An 18,217-nucleotide genomic window follows, 5' to 3' on the forward strand; every position below is an offset into this window, starting at 1 on the left:
ATTCCTGCTTCACCAATTCCACCCAATAGGCCGCGCCCGTGGTGAGAATGGCATCGTTGAAATCGTAATGCGGCGTATGCACGTAATGGCAGCTGCCATCGGCCACGCTGCCGCCATTGCCGATCAGGATATAGGCACCTGGCTTGCGCTCCAGCATGAAGGCGAAATCCTCCGCGCCGGTCAGCTTCTCGGTATCGCCATCCACCTTGTCGGCCCCCACCAGCGCGGTGGCGGCACGGATGGCAATGGCGGTTTGCGCAGCGGCATTCACCAGCGGCGGATAGCGGCGCAGGTAATCATGCTCCACGCTCACGCCATGGGCCGCCGCGATGCCTTGCGCCAGTTCGTTCAGGCGGCGCTCCAGCAGGTCGCGGTCTGCCGGCGTGTAGCTGCGCGCGGTGCCACGGATGGTCACCTGCGAGGGGATCACGTTGGGCGAGCCATAAGCGCCGGCGGCGATGTGGCCCACGCTGATCACCGCGGCATGCTGCGGCGAGACATTGCGCGCGATGATCTGCTGCGTGGCGGTGACGAAGGCCGCCGCCGCCATGGTGGGGTCGCTGCCCATATGCGGCATCGCGCCATGGCCGCCGGTGCCGCGAAACACCGTGGTCCAGGTATCCGATGCCGCCATCATCGCGCCGGGCCGGATGGCGAAATGCCCCAACGGCGTGCCCGGCATGTTGTGCATGCCATACACCGCATCGCAGGGGAATTTTTCAAACAGCCCTTCCTCGATCATCACCCGGGCGCCGCCCTCGCCTTCCTCGGCGGGCTGGAAGATGAAATGCAGCTGCCCGGCGAAATCCGGATCGGCCGCCAGATGCCGCGCCGCGCCCAGCAGCATCGCCGTATGGCCATCATGGCCGCAGGCATGCATCTTGCCGGCATAGGCCGAGGCATGGGCGAAATCGTTTTTCTCCTGCAGGTTCAGCGCATCCATATCGGCGCGCAGACCGATGCTGCGGCCATCCCTGGCCTTGTCGCCGGTGACGCGCCGGCCTTTCAGCGTTGCCACCACCCCGGTGCCGGCCAGGCCGGTATGCACCTGCAAGCCCCAGCCGCGCAGCTTTTCCGCCACCAGGGCGGCAGTGCGGGTTTCCTGGAAGGCGGTTTCCGGATGCTTGTGGATGTCGCGCCTTATGGCGATCAACTCGCCCTCATGCGGGGCGAAGGCGGATAGCAGGTCGTAACCCATGGGAGAAGCCCTTTCGCTTTGGCATTACAGCAGCATTACCGCCGCCCTCTGGCAAGAGGGCCATCGGGCTTTTTTGCCCATTGCACCGATACAATATCGTCGCCCATCCCATCTGGACATCCGGCCGACCCCGCCCCATTCTTGCCGCAACCCGAGACAGCAGCAAAAGCCAAAAGAGCCGAGCCATGGCCAATCCCGCCGCGCAGACCGCATCCCAATCCCCGGCTTCATTCCAGCACCCGTCCCTGGGCCGCTGGCAGGCCATCTCAATGCTGGCCGGCGCCTCGGTGATGCTGTCGCTGGCCATGGGCATGCGCCAGAGCCAGGGCCTGTTCATGCAGCCGATCACCCGCGACCTGGGGATGAGCGCGGCGGATTACGCTTTCGCCCTGGCACTGCAAAACATCCTGTGGGGCATCACGCAGCCGTTTTTCGGCGCCTTGGTGGATCGCTACGGCACCCGCTGGGTGATGGTGTTCGGCGTGTTCATCTATGCTGCCGGCATGCTGCTCACCGCCTTTGCCAGCCATGGCTGGATGGTGACGCTGGGGGCCGGCGCCATGGTGGGCATTGCGCTGTCCTGCACGGCCTCCGCCGTCTCCGCCAAGGTGGCGGCCAAGGTGGTGCGGCCGGAACGGCGCAGCCTGGCTTTCGGCCTGGTATCGGCGGCCGGTTCGGTGGGCACCTTCTTTGCCGCCCCATTGGCCCAGAGCACCATGCAGAGCGCCGGCTGGCAGACCGCCACCCTGGTTTTCGTGGGCCTTGCCGCTGCCATGCTGCCGGCTGCCCTGCTGGCCGGCCGCGCCGACCGCGTGCCCCTGCCGGCCAACGAAGCCGCCAATGCTGCCAGCGAAACCCTCACCCAGACCCTGCGCGAAGCCAGCCAGCATGGCGGCTATATCGTGATGTCGGTGGCTTTCTTCGTCTGCGGCTTGCAATTGGTGTTCATCACCACCCATCTGCCCACCTATCTGGCCGATTGCGGCATCAATCCCATGGTGAGCGCCCAGGCCCTGGCGGTGATCGGCTTTTTCAATGTGCTGGGCTCGTGGCTGTTCGGCTGGCTGGGCGACCGTTACCCAAAGCAGATTCTGCTCGGCATCGTCTATCTGATCCGCTCGGCCGCCATCGTGGCGTATTTCGCACTGCCGGCCAGCCAAGCCAGCACGCTGGTCTTCGCCGCCGTGATGGGCACGCTGTGGCTGGGCGTGCTGCCGTTGGTGAACGGCCTGGTGGCACAGATTTTCGGCGTGCGCTTCATGGCCACGCTCACCGGCATCGCGTTTTTCAGCCATCAGGTGGGCAGCTTCCTCGGCGCCTGGGCCGGCGGCATGCTCTACGATGCGCTGGGCTCTTATACGCTGGCCTGGCAATTGGCCGCCGGCATCGGCATCGCCGCCGGCATCATGCAGCTTTTCATGGGCACGCGGCCGGTGCCCCGCATGCTGGCTGCGGCATCGGCGGCCGAATAAAGCTGCCAAGTCAGAAGCCTCACCCCGCCCTTAACAACCACACCAATAAAACCGCGCTTCCTTAACGCTGATAGATTGAAATTTCGCCGACTTCACGGCCATTTGCTGCGTCGTCGCGGCGAATGCGGGTTTTGCCTCTACAAGCCGCTGTTATAGTCGATCCTTATCGGGGGATGGACTTTCAGGTTTCTGCGTGCTGCTGCAAACATGGCTCGATAGATTTTCGCTCCGTACGCAATTGGCTGTGGCAACGGCGGTGCTTTGCACTGTCTTGATACTCGGCGCGAGTTTGCTCGCCGCCTGGATGGGCCGCAACAAATCAGCCGAATTGATCGGTGCCAATATGGCCGCCCTGGCCGCCAGCATGACAGGACGGCTCGATCAGAACATGTTCGAGCGTTACCGCGAGATCGGCATCGTGGCGGATATGGAAATCCTGCGGCCGCATTGGCTGCAGAATACCGAAGCCTTGCGCATTACGCTGGATCGCATACAGCAAAGCTTTCCCGATTATGCCTGGATCGGCTTCGCCGACCGCACCGGCAATGTGCGCGCCGCTACGCGTGGCATGCTGGAAGGCCAATCGGTGGAGAAACGCAATTGGTTTGCCGATGCCAAGGGCAGGCCCTTCGTGGGCGACCTGCATGAAGCCCTGCTGCTGGCCCGCCTGCTGGGGCCGCGCCGCGACGGCGAACCGTTCCGTTTCGTCGATATAGCTTATCCGGTGCATAGCCGGCAGGGTGAATTGCTTGGCGTGCTGGGCGCGCATCTGAGTTGGGACTGGGTGAGCGATCTGCGCAGCGACCTGCTGGCCCAGCAAGGCGATACATCTATTGAAATCCTGGTGCTCGACCGGAATGGCAATGTGCTGCTGGGGCCGCGCTTCGGCCAATCCGCGCTGACGGCCGAGCAAGTGAAGCCGCTGATGCAAAGCGCGCGTGGATTTCGCAACGACCTGCAAACCGCGTTCGATACAGGCAGTAGGTGGCTGACCGGATATGCCGTTACCGCCGGCCACCGCGATTATCCCGGCCTGGGTTGGATCGTGCTGGCCCGCCAGCCGCAGCAACAGGCCCTGCAGCCGGTGAATAATCTGGCAATCTCGATCCTGGCAATCGGCCTGCTGTTCGTTCTGATCGCCATTGCGCTGACATGGCGGCTGGCCGGCCGCATGTCGAATCCGCTGTACCGCATCGCACGGGAAGCCGCCCAGATCGGCCAAGGCGGCGATGCCGCCGCAACAACGCTGCCGCTGGTGGGCGGTAGCCGCGAGATCATGCACCTTTCGCAAACGCTGCGCTCGCTCTTGCGGCGCATCGGCACGGCCCAAGCGCAGCTTGCCGATGTGCAAGCGCGGCATATGGATGAAAGCCGCAGGCTGACATCGGATTTGGCCGAGTGGCAGCAGCGCGCCAATACCGATGCTATGACCGGATTGCTCAATCGCCGGGCCTTCCTCGATCTCGCCGCCCAGCAAGTGGTGTTCAGCCGCCGCTATGGCGGCGGATTATGCGCCGTGGTTGCCGATATCGACCATTTCAAATCGGTGAACGATACGCATGGCCATGCCACCGGCGATACGGCGATCAAGGCGGTGGCGGAGCTGCTGAAGCGAACGGCGCGCGAAAGCGATCTGGTGGCGCGCTTCGGCGGCGAAGAATTCGTTGTGCTGCTGATGGCGAGCGATCTAGACGCCACCGCCGCCTATGCCGAACGCGTGCGCGCGGCGCTGGCCGCCGATGCGCTGATCTTGCCCGATGGCCAGACGCTGTGGCTCACCATCAGCCTCGGCTGCGCTGCTTTGCTGACGCAGGACAAGGATGTGCAAGACACCATCGACCGCGCCGACGGCGCGCTCTACGCCGCCAAAAGCGCCGGCCGCAACCGCGTGATGCTGGCCGCCACGGCCGATCCGGCGCCGCGGCCGACGATCACGCCTTCCGCGCCTGAACCGTGAAAGCGGTGATGGTCTTTTCGCCGAGATAGCGGATCGCCTCCAGCCGGTGCAGCCCCGCCACCAGCACGAAACGCGCGCCATCCACCCGCACCTGGATCGGCGTGGTCATGCCGTTGCTGACGATATCCTCCGCCAGCGCCTCCACCTTGGCCTGATCCACCGTGCCGCGCAGCCGCGTGGGCACATAGATTTTCTCCAGCGGGATCGGCGTGGCTTTCATCATGGCGGGAAATCCTTGCCTATAAGTCCTAGGTTATAATGGGCAGCGGCCCATTTGCAGAAGTCTCCGGTCTTTGCCAACGTAATGGCAAGAGCCGGATGCCGCACGCCATGGGCATTGCAGTCGCGAATAGCATCGGCCAGCGCATCGGGCAATTGCGCGATCATTTCATGCATGCGTTCATCGAGATAATCGGTTTTAAAACCATGCTGCAGCCAATTTTGGCGGCGGATATGATCCTGCTGTCGTCTGCGGCCGATTCTCATCGCCAGCTTCGGCACGTGATCGCCCATGAAGGGATAATAGCTGGCAATATCATAGAGCGGCGCCAGGCGAATCTGGCGATCCGTGATGAGTAGCGAATAATTCTTGGCATGGGCATCAGTGCCGAGCAGCAGCCAGTTCAGAATCAGCGCATCGACAAAACGTCTGTGATCCTCCTGCGGGCTGGATGATGCTGCCAGGAGCGTGAGGATGCCATCGATACCAGGGCCACCATCGGTTTCGTATTTCCGCCCGGGCCGAATGCCTGCGGCCTGGCACATATCTTCCTGATGAATGCGCCGACCCTCGATGCGATCATAACGCTCGACAACGATAACACTGACATCCTCGAAATACCGAATCTCGCTATGCGCCACCTGCAAGCCGAGGCGCGATGCCGCCGCCATGCAGACATGCTCGGTTTCCACCAAACCGTCAAAACGTGGATTGGCCGGCTTGAAAATATGTGTGGTGGGAATCCGCCCGCTCGGTTCAGCCCAGCCGGAAGCGGTTTTACGATAGGCCAGTTTGGGCTGTGCTCCAGCCAAGCTGAATTGCCCCTCGCGATTCACCATCCGCTGCGGCGCCGGATGAATGGCCAAGCGCCGCAGTGCTTCAGCGATTTGCGCATCACGCAGCACGACCTCTTCACCCCCTTCCACGGCCTCGATCAAATCTTCCTCGCGCACCACCTGCACGGCACCTGCACAATCCATACCCACTTTCGCCAGCATCCGCGCCAGGCTGTTGGGCGAGCATGGCCCGCCGCGTTCCGACCGGCGCGCGATCCCCTCCAGAATTTGCGCATTGTCGGGCAGCAGGCCCCAGAAGAATGCCGCTGTCTGCTCCGTGCCATGGTCCCTGCGTTCCACAGGCATCGACAGCGACAAAGGATGCCGGCCAGCAGCCAGCCAATCTCCATCGTAGGAAAACCGCAGCGCGCCGGTTTTGTCCGGTTGCAGCCCGCCGATCCGCCGGCCGTTGATCAATACATGCAGGGCAGCATCGGCCTTGCTCATGCATGCTCCTCGCGGCGGGGCATGCGATAGCTATCGATCAGGGCATCAAGGTCTACATCATCGGAGCCGGCCCCCAGCCCAGCCTGGCCCATCTGCTCGGCAGTCCGGCCCTGCAGTATCACGCCCAGCGCATTCAGGGTTTGCAGCACTAGGCCCAGCGCGGCAGTGGGCTTGCCATTCTCCACCTGGGAAATCCAGGTCTGCCGCACGCCGGCGCGCTGGGCCAGGGCGGCCTGGCTCATGCCCTTGGCTTGACGCGCAGAGCGGATCAAAGCGCCGATATCGTTGGCATTGCGCAGCATGCGATACTCCATCGCGTATAATTTGGCGATTATACTCAAAAAGGTATAAACGACAAATTATTTCTGATCGCGTATATTTAGCCGGAAATTAATACTCAATTGAGTATAATTTTCCAATTATACTTGATCGCGCATAGATCGCTGTCGCCGCAGGATAGCCTCATGCAGGGCCTGCAGGAAGGCCGAGCGGTCGCGGGGCGAGAAGGGGCGCGGGCCCGAGGTGATTTCGCCGGCCGAGCGCAGGTCGGTCATCAGGTTGCGCGTGGCCAAGGCCATGCCGATGCTGGCCTCGTCGAACAGCTTGCCTTGCGGCGAGAGCACGCAGGCGCCCAGCTTCACGCCCCGGGCCGCCAGCGGCACATCGGCGGTGACGATGATATCGCCCGGCCTGGCCTGTTCGGCGATCCAATCATCGGCCACATCGGGGCCATCGGCCACCTGCACACGCTGGATCCAGCTTTCGCGCGGCAGGTTGATGAAGCCGTTCGACACCACGAATACATGCAGCCCATGGCGCTCGGCCACGCGGAAAATCTCCGGCTTTACCGGGCAGGCATCGGCATCGACATAGATATCGGGCGGCATATTCCCTCTCAAGCATGCTTCGATGGGCAGCGCAAGCATGCTAGGCTGCGGCCTTGAGGAAACCCCGCAGCAAGGAGCCATACCCATGAGCGCCGCCAGCCCCCTTTTTCAAGCAAGCGTGGCCGGCAGCCTGCCCAAGCCGGGCTGGCTGGCTGAAACGCATAAGCTCTGGCCGGCCTGGAAGCTGCAGGGCGCCGAACTGGAAGCCGCCAAGCGCGATGCCACCCTGGTCTGGATCAAGCAGCAGGAGGATTCTGGGCTGGATATCATCGGCGATGGCGAGATGAGCCGGCAGCATTTCGTGCATGGCTTCGTGGAGAATGTGGACGGCATCGACCGCGACAACAAAGTGGAGATCGGCATCCGCGCCGACCGCTACAAAGCCATGGTGCCGCGCGTGGTGGGCAAGCTGGCGCTGAAGGGCCGCGCGCATCCCTGGGAGGCCGCCTTCTGCCGCGCCCATACCAAGCGCCAACTGAAATTCACCCTGCCCGGCCCGATGACCATCATGGACACCCTGGCCGACAGCTATTACGGCGACAAGGTGAAAACCGCCTTCGCCTTCGCCGAATTGCTGAACCAGGAAGCCCGCGCACTGGAAGCCGATGGCGTGGATATCATCCAGTTCGACGAACCCGCCTTCAATGCCTATACGCAGGAAGCCGCCGGCTGGGGCATCGAGGCCCTGCATCGCGCCATCGACGGCCTGAAGGCCAAGACCGCCGTGCATATCTGCTATGGCTATGGCATCCAGGCCAATATCGAATGGAAGCGCGGCCTGGGCAATGAATGGCGGCAATACGAGGATTTCTTCCCCGCCCTGGCCAAATCGAAGATCGACATGGTGTCGCTGGAATGCCTCCATAGCCGGGTGCCGCCCTATCTGATGACCCTGCTGGGCGACAAGACCGTGCTGGTGGGCGTGCTGGATGTGGCCACCGATCAGGTGGAAACCCCGGAAGAAATCGCCGATACGGTGAAAACCGCTTTGCAATATGTGAGCAAGGACCGGCTGATCCTGTGCAGCAATTGCGGCCTGGCGCCGCTGGATGGCGCCATCGCCGCCGCCAAACTGCAGGCGCTGGGCAAGGGCGCCGAACTGGCGCGGCAGAGATTTGGCTAAATCGGGATTCGGCTAAGCCACGAAGCGCCGCGCGATCCACAGGGCCGCGCCCACGCTGAGCGCCGTCATTACCGCGCCCCAGGCCATGTCGATCAGCGTAACGCTGGCCGGCCAGTTTTTCAGCGTGGCATGGTTGGTGAGATCATAGGCGCCATAGGCCACCAGGCCCAGGAACGCGCCTTGCAGCATGGCCTGGCCTATCGGCAGGGCATCATTCAGGGCCGGCCGCAATACAAAGTAAGCCACGCCGGCGGCATAGAGCAGATAGAATCCGATGGCGGCGGGCCAGACCGGCATGTCGTTGAGCAGCGCGCCCAGCTTGGGGCGGTAGAAACGCGGCGTGGCCAGGCTGAGCCAGATGAAATCCAGCACAGCCATGCTGCCCAGCAGGGCGAGGCCGGCTATCGCATGCAGTTTGGTCATGGAAATTCTCCGCTCCGGTCCTGCCGAATATCCGATCTCACGAATATACGCGGATCGGAGCGGAGTGGATGCCCTACATGCGGCCGAATTTACCGGCCTGGAAATCGACGATGGCCTGGCGGATCTCGTCGGGCGTGTTCATCACGAACGGCCCATAGCCCACCACCGGCTCGTCGATCGGTTCGCCGCTCATCAGCAGGATTTCGGTATCCTCATCCCCTGCGGTGAGCGTGAAGCCGCCGCCCTCGCGGCTGAGCAGCACCAGTTCGGTGGCCGCCGCCTTGTCGGTGCCGTTCACCAGCAGGCTGCCGCGCCGGGCCACCAGCATCACGGTATGGCCTTCCGGCAGGCTGAGCGTTACCGCCTTGCCGGCCTTGAGCGACACATCCCACAGATCGATGGGCGTGAAGGTGGTGGCCGGACCCTTGGCTTCCACGCCATCGGTGCCGGTGTAATGGCCCGCGATCACCCGCACGCTGCCGGCGCCATCGGGCAGAGCCGCCACCGGCATGTCCTGCTGCAGGATCGGCTGATAGGCCGGCGGCGCCATCTTATGCGCCTTGGGCAGGTTCACCCAAAGCTGAGCCATTTCCATCACCCCGCCGGCTTGCGCGAAGCTGGGCGAATGGAATTCCTCATGCAGGATGCCGGAGGCAGCCGTCATCCATTGCACATCGCCGGGGCCGATGATGCCGCCCTGGCCAGTGGAATCGCGATGCGCGATCTCGCCGTGATAAGCGACAGTCACGGTCTCGAAACCGCGATGCGGATGCACGCCCACGCCACGCTGATGGCTCGACGGCGTGAAATCGCGCGGCGCGCCGTAATCCAGCATCAGGAACGGGCTGGCTTCCTGCTGGCCCAGGCCATCGTAGGAAAACAGCGAGCGCACGGCAAAGCCATCGCCCACCCAATGCATCGGCGGCGCCTTGTAAACACGCTGCACAGAGCGGCGATTTTCGGTTGCGGTCTTGCGAAGGGTCGCGGACATGATCGTCCCTGGCTTTCTACCGGCATCCAGCCGGCTGTTGAAGGCATGGTTCAATGCCTGGAAGATAGTGCATTTCTGCGGAAGAAAAAGGCCCGGGTAACGCCGCAACAGACGCACCCGGGCCATCCCGCATCAAGTTCAGGTGTGGCGCGGGCCACGCCCCGCGTTACGCCTGCGGCTTGATTGCGGCCTGCTGAGCGAAATAACTCGTCATCAGGTTCTTGTAATCCGGGATATGATCGGCAAACAGCTTGGCCAGGCCCTCGATATCGTTGCGCCAGTCGCGGTGCAGTTCGCAGGCCACGCCGAACCAGTTCATCAATTGCGCGCCGGCCTGGCTCATGCGGTTCCAGGCCGCCTGCTGGGCGATCTGGTTGAAAGTGCCCGAAGCATCCGTCACCACGAAGACCTCGAATTCCTCTTCCAGCGCCGACAGGGCGGGGAAAGCGACGCAGACTTCGGTGACAACGCCGGCGATGATCAACTGCGTCTTGCCGGTGGCCTTCACCGCCTTGACGAAATCCTCGTTATCCCAGGCGTTGATATTGCCAGGCCGCGCGATATAGGGCGCATCGGGGAACATCGCCTTCAGCTCCGGCATCAGCGGACCGTTCGGGCCGGTTTCGAAGCTGGTGGTGAGGATGGTGGGCAGCTTGAAATACTTCGCCAGATCGGCCACCGCCAGCACGTTGTTGCGGAACTTGTCGGGGTCGATATCGCGCACCAGCGACAGCAGGCCGGCCTGGTGATCCACCAGCAGAACGGCGGCTTTGGTCTTGTCGAGGCGGTTATACTTGAAGGTCTTGCTCATGGTCGCGGTCCTTATGCGTGGGGTCAGGGTTTCGATCTCGTTCGGCTGCATTCGCCGCCGGTGAGAGAACCCTACGCAAAAACCCTGCGACCGATTAGCCGCCCTGTGCCGAACCTGCTGTACGGCTGAGCCGGACAATGGTGATATCTGGACAGAATCTATCTGTCTTGTGGAGGCTGAAAAACCAAAAAACCGTCACCACCGTACGTGTTACGGTGGTCCATGGTTCAGCGACTTTGATGTGTCAGGCACGGACCCTCGGAACAAGTCCGAGGGTGACGGTTTGGGTGATTTGGCATCTCAAACCTGAACGGTTCACCGTGATTTCTTTCCAGCCTGCTGTGCCGGTTTCTTTCGTACCGGCTTCACCATTTCCCAGGGCGGGATGTCGGCGAAAGTGGCCACCAGATGATCCACCATGGCGCGGATCTTGCGCGGCAGATGCCGGACCGGGGCATACACCGCATAGATCGCATCGGGCACCGGGCGCACATTGGGCAATGCCTCGATCAGGCTGCCATCGGCCAGCGCCTCGGCCACGATGAAACGCGGCAGCACGGTCAGGCCCAGGCCGGCAATCGCCATGTCGCGCATCGCATCGCCGTTATTGGCCACGATGCGGCTGCGGGTTTCGATCACCCGTTCGGATTCATTGGGATGGGCGGGCATGAAACGCCAGAGCCGGCTGGCATGGGCATTGGCGTAATCGATGCTGGCATGGCCGGCCAGGTCTTCCACCGCGCGCGGCATGGCATGCCGCCTGGCATAGGCCGGGCTGCAGCAAACCACGCGTTCGCTGTCGCAGAGTTTACGTGCCATCAGGCTGGAATCGCCCAGCCGGCCGATGCGGATGGCCAGATCATAGCCGCTGCCGATGATATCCACCGCGCGGTCGTCGAAATCCAAGGCGATTTCCAGATCGGGATGCTGCTGCGCGAAGCCGCTGATCACCGGGGTGAGATAGCGCATGCCGAAGCTGATCGGCGCGGTGATGCGCAAGCGGCCGGCCAGCGGGCCGCGCGCATCGGTGGCGCTATCCACGGCTTGCGAAATCCCCAGCACCAGCGGATCGAGGCTTTCGAATAAGTCGCGGCCGCGTTCGGTGGGCGTTACGCTGCGGGTGGTCCGGCGCAGCAGTTCCACGCCGAGCGCCGTTTCCAGGCCGCGCACCCGGTCGCTCACCACCGATTTCGCCAGGCCCAGCCGCGCGCCGGCCGCCGTGAAGCTGCCGGCCTTCACAACCTCGATGAATGCAAGAATGTCTTCGAAGCGGGGCGCCATGGCGGCGATGCTCGCAGCCTATGCAGGAAAAGAAAAGGCCCGGCACCGGATTCCTCCGATGGCCGGGCCCCGCCTCAGGCATGACACCGGGTTACCCCGAAAGCTCTTGGGTATCCCCCCAGACCCCGCAAACCGTCATGCCGGCTGCGGCACGATACGCAGATACGGTTTCGGCGCCTGCCAGCCTTGCGGATATTTCTGCTTGGCCTCGTCGTCGGACACCGAACCTGCGATGATCACATCCTCGCCCTGCTTCCAATTGGCTGGTGTGGCCACCTTATGCTTGGCAGTGAGTTGCAGGGAATCGACCAGGCGCAAAATCTCATCGAAATTGCGGCCCGTGGTCATCGGGTAATGCAATTGCGCCTTGATGGCCTTGTCGGGGCCGACGATATAAACCGTGCGCACCGTGGCGTTGTCGGCGGCCGTGCGGCCCTGCGATGTCTCGCCCGCGCCTTCCGGCAACATCTCGTAAAGCTTGGCGACCTTGAGATCGGAATCGCCGATCAGCGGATAATCCGGCAGGAAGCCGGTGACCTCCTGGATATCCTTCAGCCAGCGCACATGGTCGGCCACCGGATCGATGCTGAGCCCCAGCACCTTCACATTGCGCTTGTCGAACTCGCCCTTCAGCTTCGCCACCGCGCCCAACTCGGTGGTGCAGACCGGCGTGAAATCCTTCGGATGGCTGAACAGCACGCCCCAGCCATCACCGATGAAATCGTGAAACTTCAACTTGCCGGCAGTGCTGTCGGCCTCGAAATCCGGCGCCTTGCTGCCGATACGCAAACTCATGACGACCTCCATACGCGATATGCGAAGGCGCCAGGATAGGGCGGGAAGCGGGTTGCCCGGAATTGAGGGATTCTAATGGCAGGGGTTAGGAGAATTTGTTGGGGGCGGCGGAATTATAGCTATTAGCCGCAATCCGCTGCCTACATCCCCCCTCTACAGGCATGCCGGATATGTCAAATCCCGCCGATCATGCTAGAATCCGCCGATGATCCGACAACAGGCATTCTCTCCCCGCTTAGAGATACTGCCGCTCCCACAGAGAGACTTGTGGGAGGAATTGCGCGCGACCCCTGATTATTTCACTCTATACGGCGGCACGGCACTTGCCCTGAGGCTGGGGCATCGGCAATCGGTGGATTTCGATTTTTTCGGCGACCGACCGATCGATCCCCAAAGCCTGCTGGCTGAAATTCCGTATCTGGCCAATGCCAGCATTCTCGATATGCGAAGCAATAGTTTGCATGTCAGCGTGGATCGCGGCGGCCCGGTCAAACTCTCCTTCTTCGGGGTGCCGAATCTGGCCCGGATCGCGCCGCCCGATATGGCCGAAGGCACGACGATAAAAGTCGCCGCGCTGATAGACATCGCAGGCACCAAGGCTGCCGTCATTCAGCAACGCGCCGAAGCGAAGGATTATCTCGATCTGGATAGCCTGATGACACGGGGCGGCATTTCCCTGCCCATGGCGCTTTCGGCCGGATTGGCAATCTACAAAAGCCAATTCAACCCGCAAATAACGCTGAAAGCCCTCAGCTATTTCGGCGAAGCGGAACTCGCCGCCTTGCCCGACGATCTGAAGCAGCGATTGCGGATGGCAGTGAAGGCTGTCGATCTTGATCGATTGCCCGATCTCGATCAATTCCGCGCTTCCGGGAAAGGTGCTGGGCAATGACCGTACTTCCCGGCACACCCGATCTCGCAGTCCCCGATCTCGAAGCAGTTGCCGCGCGCCTGGTGTGGTTCAAGCCGCCCGCCGAGGCCTTGCGGAATCCCTGGCATTTCCTCGCCTATTTCTTCGCCTATGGCACGCCTGAAGATACCAGGACAATACGCCGCCATGTCAGCGACAATACTTTGCGGGAAGCGCTCGATCATGCGCCTCCCGGCATCATCGATCCCCGCTCATGGGCGTATTGGAATCTGATTCTGGATCGCGACCCGGATACGCAGCCGCCAACGCGGCGTTTCTAGGCCAACCGGGTGTTCGTCCGGTCGTTTTATTTTGGAAAGAAACAAAAATGATAAAAGCGATAACCGTGGAATCTTGGGAGGAATTTATTGAGCGGCTAAAACCAATAACCGATTTCCAAAAAGAAGATCCCAAGGGGGTTTGGCCTACATTGTTTAGGGGCCAATCCAATGCAGAATTCAAGTTGGAAACAACGCTTGAGCGCAATGATCAAAACAAAATGCGTATCGTTGATTATTATCGCTTAATCGGACAAAGCACTCCAACCGCCGAGGCTCTAAGCGGCTCTAGATGGGATGTGCCTGAACATCCAGAAATTGACAAATATTTTTCCGATTTTGAGTCATTTGGCGGTCGGCATGGGCCCTTACCAGCCACAGAATTTCTTGTCTATCTGCGGCACCATGGCTTTCCCTCGCCTTTGCTAGACTGGAGCGCATCTCCTTATGTAGCTGCCTATTTTGCGTTCCGAGATAATTACAAAAGATCACACGTATCGATATACACACTGGAAGAATCAAAACATCAATCGTATTCGAGCGACCAGCCCCTGCTTCACAGAATTGGTCCGTTTATTCGGACGCATAAAAGACATTTCTTGCAACAAGCTGATTATACTCTAGGTGCGATATTCAACAAAAATGATGGAGGCTGGCGTTTCGCATCCCATGAAATCCCTATTTCCGAGGAGAGAGAGGATTACTGGAATTTTCGAGTTACAAAATTCAACATCCCAGCATCTGAACGCCTGAAGGTTCTGAGGCAATTGGACGCCCATAATCTCAATGCATTCTCACTCTTTGGCTCCGAAGACAGCCTCATGGAAACCCTGGCGATACGTTATCTGCATTTTCCCGACAAAATATAATTTGGATGATATGCCAAAGAAAAAAAAGGCCCGGTGTTTCCACCGGGCCTTCCTTGTACTCTCTGGCGAGAGAGCCGCGGACTTAGAAGTCCATGCCGCCCATGCCGCCCATACCGCCCATGCCGCCGCCGGGCATGCCGCCAGCCGCCGCGCCCTTCGGCTCCGGCTTGTCGGCCACCATGGCTTCGGTGGTGATCAGCAGGCCGGCCACCGAGGCGGCGCCCTGCAGGGCGACGCGCACGACCTTCGCGGGGTCGATCACGCCGGCCTTCACCAGGTCGGTATATTCTTCGGTCTGGGCGTTGAAGCCCCAGTTGACTTCCTTGCTTTCCAGCAGCTTGCCGGCAACCACGGCACCGTCAACGCCGGCATTCTCGGCGATCTGGCGCACGGGGGCCTGCAGGGCGCGGCGGATGATTTCCACGCCGTGCTTCTGGTCGGCATTGTCCACCTTCACCTTGTCGATGGCGCGGACAGCGTAGAGCAGAGCGGTACCGCCGCCCGGCACGATGCCCTCTTCCACCGCGGCGCGGGTGGCATGCAGGGCGTCGTCGACGCGATCCTTCTTCTCCTTCACTTCCACTTCGGTGGCGCCGCCGACCTTGATGACGGCCACGCCGCCAGCCAGCTTGGCCAGACGCTCCTGGAGCTTCTCACGGTCGTAGTCCGAGGTGGTTTCCTCGATCTGCGCCTTGATCTGCGCCACGCGGCCTTCGATGTCCTTCTTCTTGCCGGCGCCGCCCACCAGGGTGGTGTTTTCCTTGTCGATGGTCACCTTCTTGGCGGTGCCCAGCATGGCAAGGGTAACGGTTTCCAGCTTGATGCCGAGATCTTCGGAGATCAGCTGGCCGCCGGTGAGGATGGCGATGTCTTCCAGCATGGCCTTGCGGCGGTCGCCGAAGCCAGGGGCCTTCACGGCAGCAACCTTCAGGCCGCCGCGCAGCTTGTTGACCACCAGGGTGGCCAGGGCTTCGCCTTCCACGTCTTCCGCAATGATCAGCAGCGGACGACCGGTCTGCACCACGGCTTCCAGAACCGGGAGCATGGCCTGCAGGCCCGACAGCTTCTTCTCATGCAGCAGGATGTAGGGGTTTTCCAGATCGCAGAGCATCTTCTCCGCGTTGGTGATGAAATACGGCGACAGGTAGCCGCGGTCGAACTGCATGCCTTCCACGACATCCAGCTCGGTTTCCAGGCTCTTGGCTTCCTCGACGGTGATCACACCCTCGTTGCCGACCTTTTCCATCGCCTTGGCGATCATGGCGCCGATTTCGGAATCGCCATTGGCCGAGATGGTGCCGACCTGGGCAACTTCCTTGGCGCCGGCGATCTTCTTGGAACGCGACTTGATGTCTTCCACGATCTTCTCGACGGCGAGGTCGATACCGCGCTTCAGATCCATCGGGTTCATGCCGGCGGCAACCGCCTTGGCGCCTTCGCGCACGATGGCCTGAGCCAGCACGGTGGCGGTGGTGGTGCCGTCGCCGGCCTGGTCATTGGCCTTGGAAGCGACTTCGCGCACCATCTGCGCGCCCATATTCTCGAACTTGTCGGACAGCTCGATGTCCTTGGCGACGGTCACGCCGTCCTTGGTGATGCGCGGGGCGCCGAACGACTTGTCGAGCACCACGTTGCGGCCCTTCGGACCCAGGGTAACCTTCACCGCGTCGGCCAGGATGTCGACGCCGCGCAGCATGCGGGCGCGGGCATCGGCGCCAAACTTTACGTCTTTAGCAGCCATTTCTGTGTCTCCTCAGATTTACTTTAAATTCTTGCAGCCTTGATCCGGCACATGCCGATCAGGCGGCCTTCGACTTCTTGGCGGCGGCGCCTTCGATGACGCCCATGATGTCGGACTCCTTCATGATCAGCAGCTCTTCGCCGTCGATCTTGACTTCGGTGCCCGACCACTTGCCGAACAGAACACGGTCGCCGGCCTTCACATCCAGCGCCACCAGCTTGCCATCATCGCCACGGGCGCCCGGGCCGACGGCGACCACGTCGCCCTGCATCGGCTTTTCCTTGGCGGTGTCCGGAATGATGATGCCGCCAGCGCTGCGCTCTTCCTCGGCAACGCGCTTGACCACCACACGGTCATGCAACGGACGAAACTTCATGCGATCCTCCATCTCAAAATTCGCCAGGCGGCCGCCCGGCAGCTAAAAAATCCGATCCCAATTCGGAAGGCCCAGCATAAACCATTGATTTATATGGGGCTGCGACGAATTGTTAGCACTCCCCCCGGGAGAGCGCCAGACACTTAAGCAGTGCCCGGCTTCGAGTCAAGGGAGGGCCTGCAGAAAAACCGGGAAAAAGATTTCGTGACCCCGGTCACGGTGCTGGTGCAGTCTTCCGTGTAGGTTTTCCGCCGATTTCCGCAAGACTGTTTTTCAATGAGGGCCCACCATGATCATCGTGCATCACCTGAACAATTCCCGCTCGCAGCGTGTGCTGTGGCTGCTGGAGGAACTGGGCCTGCCCTATAGCGTGAAGCGCTACGAGCGCCGGCCAGACATGCTGGCACCGAAGGAATTGCGCCAGGTGCATCCGCTGGGCAAATCCCCGGTGATCGAGGATAACGGCCTGAAAATCGCCGAAACCGGCGCCATCATCGAATATCTGCTGGATCGCTACGACACCCCCGACAGCACGGGCGCCGGCAAGCTGCGCCCGGCCCGCGGCACCGATGCCGGCCGCGCCTTCACCTATTGGCTGCATTATGCCGAAGGCTCGGCCATGCCGCTGTTGCTGCTGAAGCTGGTTTTCATGCGCATGCCGGCCAATGTGCCCGGCCTGCTGCGGCCGCTGGTGAAGATGATCGCCGGCAAGGGCCAGGCGCGCATGACCGATCCGCAACTGACCACGCATATGACTTTCTGGGCGGAAACGCTGAAAGCCACACCCTGGTTTGCCGGGCAGGATTTCTCCGCCGCCGATATCCAGATGAGTTTTCCGCTGGAGGCTGCTGCAAGCCGGGTGGGTTTGCAACCGGAGCATGCTGTTCTGCGGGAATGGCTGGACCGCATCCATGCAAGGCCGGCCTATCAGCGGGCGTTGGAAACCGGCGGCCCCTACGAATTGCTGAAATAACGCCCTCTTTCCGGGCCCCATGCCGGTGTATACACTACACCGGCAAATGCCTCTAAATATGTCTCGAAACCCAGTGCTGAAAGCGGCCTAGAAGGGAATGCCGGGCTTTGTCGTGGCAGCATCGATGAACAGACTGCACCCATGAACAAGCTGGCTGTGAACACACCGCCGGATAGCCCAGCCGTTGCCTTGGAAAATTCCGGCGGCGCAGCCTTAAGCGAAATGCCGATCCGGCAAACCCTGGTGGATCCGTTGCGCGATGGCTATCGCCGCATGGTGCCGGTGAATGCCTGGGCCACCATCCTGGTGGTGCTGCTGACCAGCGCCAACCTGTATGGCGCGGTGCCCGATATATTGCTGCTGCCCTGGCTGCTGATGCAGCTGGCCTGCGCCAGCTACATGCTGTTTGCGCTGTGGCGCGGCCAACGCCGCATCAATCTGGCCGCCGAAACCAAAACCCCCCGCACGGCCTATGAGCGGGTATTCTCGCCGCGCCGGCTTGCCGTGCTATGGGCGGGATTGTCCGGCCTGCTCTGGGGTGTGGGCGTGGTGTTTCTGCCCGGCCTGCCCGGCGACCAGCAAACCTTTCTGCTGATCGTGGCCGCCGCCATGGTATCGGGTGCCGCCAC

20 protein-coding genes are annotated in these 18,217 nt (G+C 61.7%); 8 read left to right on the forward strand and 12 right to left on the reverse strand.

Annotated features, from left to right (window positions below):
* The coding region (locus KF827_RS18370) for a M20 aminoacylase family protein (protein WP_291008650.1) at positions 1 to 1,198 on the reverse strand (1,198 nt) is incomplete at its 3' end.
* A 185-nt stretch (positions 1,199 to 1,383) separates the two neighbouring features.
* Between KF827_RS18370 and KF827_RS18375 the strand changes: the two genes are divergently transcribed.
* A complete protein-coding gene (locus KF827_RS18375; protein WP_291008653.1) occupies positions 1,384 to 2,670 on the forward strand; it encodes an MFS transporter in 1,287 nt (428 codons plus the stop codon).
* Positions 2,671 to 2,959: 289 nt separating this feature from the next.
* Entirely contained in the window at positions 2,960 to 4,627 is a 1,668-nt protein-coding gene (locus KF827_RS18380) for a sensor domain-containing diguanylate cyclase (protein WP_291008656.1), read from the forward strand.
* Here KF827_RS18380 and KF827_RS18385 read toward each other — a convergent pair.
* From KF827_RS18385 to KF827_RS18400, 4 genes are all read right to left on the reverse strand, one after another.
* The gene (locus KF827_RS18385; protein WP_291008659.1) at positions 4,602 to 4,850 is read right to left on the reverse strand and encodes a ParB N-terminal domain-containing protein; all 249 of its coding nucleotides are present in this window, start codon (positions 4,848 to 4,850) and stop codon (positions 4,602 to 4,604) included. The genes KF827_RS18380 and KF827_RS18385 overlap by 26 nt on opposite strands.
* Positions 4,847 to 6,130: a HipA domain-containing protein gene (locus tag KF827_RS18390; RefSeq protein ID WP_291008662.1), complete on the reverse strand. Its 1,284-nt coding sequence runs from the start codon at positions 6,128 to 6,130 to the stop codon at positions 4,847 to 4,849. Before KF827_RS18390 ends, KF827_RS18385 begins: the two co-directional genes overlap by 4 nt.
* Positions 6,127 to 6,432 (reverse strand): helix-turn-helix domain-containing protein, encoded by a 306-nt coding sequence (locus KF827_RS18395; RefSeq protein WP_291008667.1) that lies wholly within the window; start codon positions 6,430 to 6,432, stop codon positions 6,127 to 6,129. Before KF827_RS18395 ends, KF827_RS18390 begins: the two co-directional genes overlap by 4 nt.
* 117 nt (positions 6,433 to 6,549) lie before the next feature.
* Entirely contained in the window at positions 6,550 to 7,017 is a 468-nt protein-coding gene (locus KF827_RS18400; protein WP_291008670.1) for a YaiI/YqxD family protein, read from the reverse strand.
* An 85-nt stretch (positions 7,018 to 7,102) separates the two neighbouring features.
* Here KF827_RS18400 and KF827_RS18405 point away from each other — a divergent pair, with 85 nt between their 5' ends.
* Entirely contained in the window at positions 7,103 to 8,140 is a 1,038-nt protein-coding gene (locus tag KF827_RS18405; protein ID WP_291008673.1) for a methionine synthase, read from the forward strand.
* A 12-nt stretch (positions 8,141 to 8,152) separates the two neighbouring features.
* Here KF827_RS18405 and KF827_RS18410 read toward each other — a convergent pair whose 3' ends face one another.
* The 5 genes from KF827_RS18410 to KF827_RS18430 all read right to left on the reverse strand — a co-directional run bounded on the left by KF827_RS18410 (position 8,153) and on the right by KF827_RS18430 (position 12,441).
* Complete coding sequence (locus KF827_RS18410; protein WP_291008676.1) at positions 8,153 to 8,563, reverse strand: DUF2177 family protein; 411 nt, start codon at positions 8,561 to 8,563, stop codon at positions 8,153 to 8,155.
* A 73-nt stretch (positions 8,564 to 8,636) separates the two neighbouring features.
* The gene (locus tag KF827_RS18415) at positions 8,637 to 9,482 is read right to left on the reverse strand and encodes a pirin family protein (protein WP_291008707.1); all 846 of its coding nucleotides are present in this window, start codon (positions 9,480 to 9,482) and stop codon (positions 8,637 to 8,639) included.
* Positions 9,483 to 9,720: 238 nt separating this feature from the next.
* On the reverse strand, positions 9,721 to 10,365 hold the full coding sequence (gene ycaC, locus KF827_RS18420) for an isochorismate family cysteine hydrolase YcaC (protein WP_291008679.1): 645 nt from the start codon (positions 10,363 to 10,365) through the stop codon (positions 9,721 to 9,723).
* A 315-nt stretch (positions 10,366 to 10,680) separates the two neighbouring features.
* Positions 10,681 to 11,646, reverse strand: a complete 966-nt coding sequence (locus tag KF827_RS18425; protein WP_291008682.1) for a LysR family transcriptional regulator — start codon at positions 11,644 to 11,646, stop codon at positions 10,681 to 10,683.
* Positions 11,647 to 11,781: 135 nt separating this feature from the next.
* Entirely contained in the window at positions 11,782 to 12,441 is a 660-nt protein-coding gene (locus tag KF827_RS18430; protein ID WP_291008685.1) for a peroxiredoxin, read from the reverse strand.
* A gap of 277 nt (positions 12,442 to 12,718) precedes the next feature.
* Here KF827_RS18430 and KF827_RS18435 point away from each other — a divergent pair, with 277 nt between their 5' ends.
* From KF827_RS18435 to KF827_RS18445, 3 genes are read left to right on the forward strand one after another with little or no spacing between them, the layout of a single operon-like run.
* A complete protein-coding gene (locus KF827_RS18435; protein WP_291008688.1) occupies positions 12,719 to 13,333 on the forward strand; it encodes a nucleotidyl transferase AbiEii/AbiGii toxin family protein in 615 nt (204 codons plus the stop codon).
* The gene (locus tag KF827_RS18440) at positions 13,330 to 13,632 is read left to right on the forward strand and encodes a hypothetical protein (protein ID WP_291008691.1); all 303 of its coding nucleotides are present in this window, start codon (positions 13,330 to 13,332) and stop codon (positions 13,630 to 13,632) included. The genes KF827_RS18435 and KF827_RS18440 overlap by 4 nt, the downstream gene beginning before the upstream one ends.
* A gap of 47 nt (positions 13,633 to 13,679) precedes the next feature.
* Entirely contained in the window at positions 13,680 to 14,498 is an 819-nt protein-coding gene (locus KF827_RS18445; protein ID WP_291008694.1) for an FRG domain-containing protein, read from the forward strand.
* 82 nt (positions 14,499 to 14,580) lie between these two features.
* Here the strand turns inward: KF827_RS18445 and groL are convergent, their stop codons facing one another.
* On the reverse strand, positions 14,581 to 16,239 hold the full coding sequence (gene groL / locus KF827_RS18450; RefSeq protein ID WP_291008697.1) for a chaperonin GroEL: 1,659 nt from the start codon (positions 16,237 to 16,239) through the stop codon (positions 14,581 to 14,583).
* Positions 16,240 to 16,297: 58 nt separating this feature from the next.
* Positions 16,298 to 16,615 (reverse strand): co-chaperone GroES, encoded by a 318-nt coding sequence (gene groES, locus KF827_RS18455; protein ID WP_291008699.1) that lies wholly within the window; start codon positions 16,613 to 16,615, stop codon positions 16,298 to 16,300.
* 289 nt (positions 16,616 to 16,904) lie between these two features.
* Here groES and KF827_RS18460 point away from each other — a divergent pair, with 289 nt between their 5' ends.
* Both KF827_RS18460 and KF827_RS18465 read left to right on the forward strand, forming a co-directional pair.
* The gene (locus KF827_RS18460) at positions 16,905 to 17,588 is read left to right on the forward strand and encodes a glutathione S-transferase (protein ID WP_291008702.1); all 684 of its coding nucleotides are present in this window, start codon (positions 16,905 to 16,907) and stop codon (positions 17,586 to 17,588) included.
* Between the two features lie 141 nt (positions 17,589 to 17,729).
* The coding region (locus KF827_RS18465) for a hypothetical protein (protein ID WP_291008705.1) at positions 17,730 to 18,217 on the forward strand (488 nt) is incomplete at its 3' end.

Origin of the sequence: Ferrovibrio sp. (assembly GCF_019636075.1) — a bacterium.
In the GTDB taxonomy this organism is placed as follows: domain Bacteria; phylum Pseudomonadota; class Alphaproteobacteria; order Ferrovibrionales; family Ferrovibrionaceae; genus Ferrovibrio.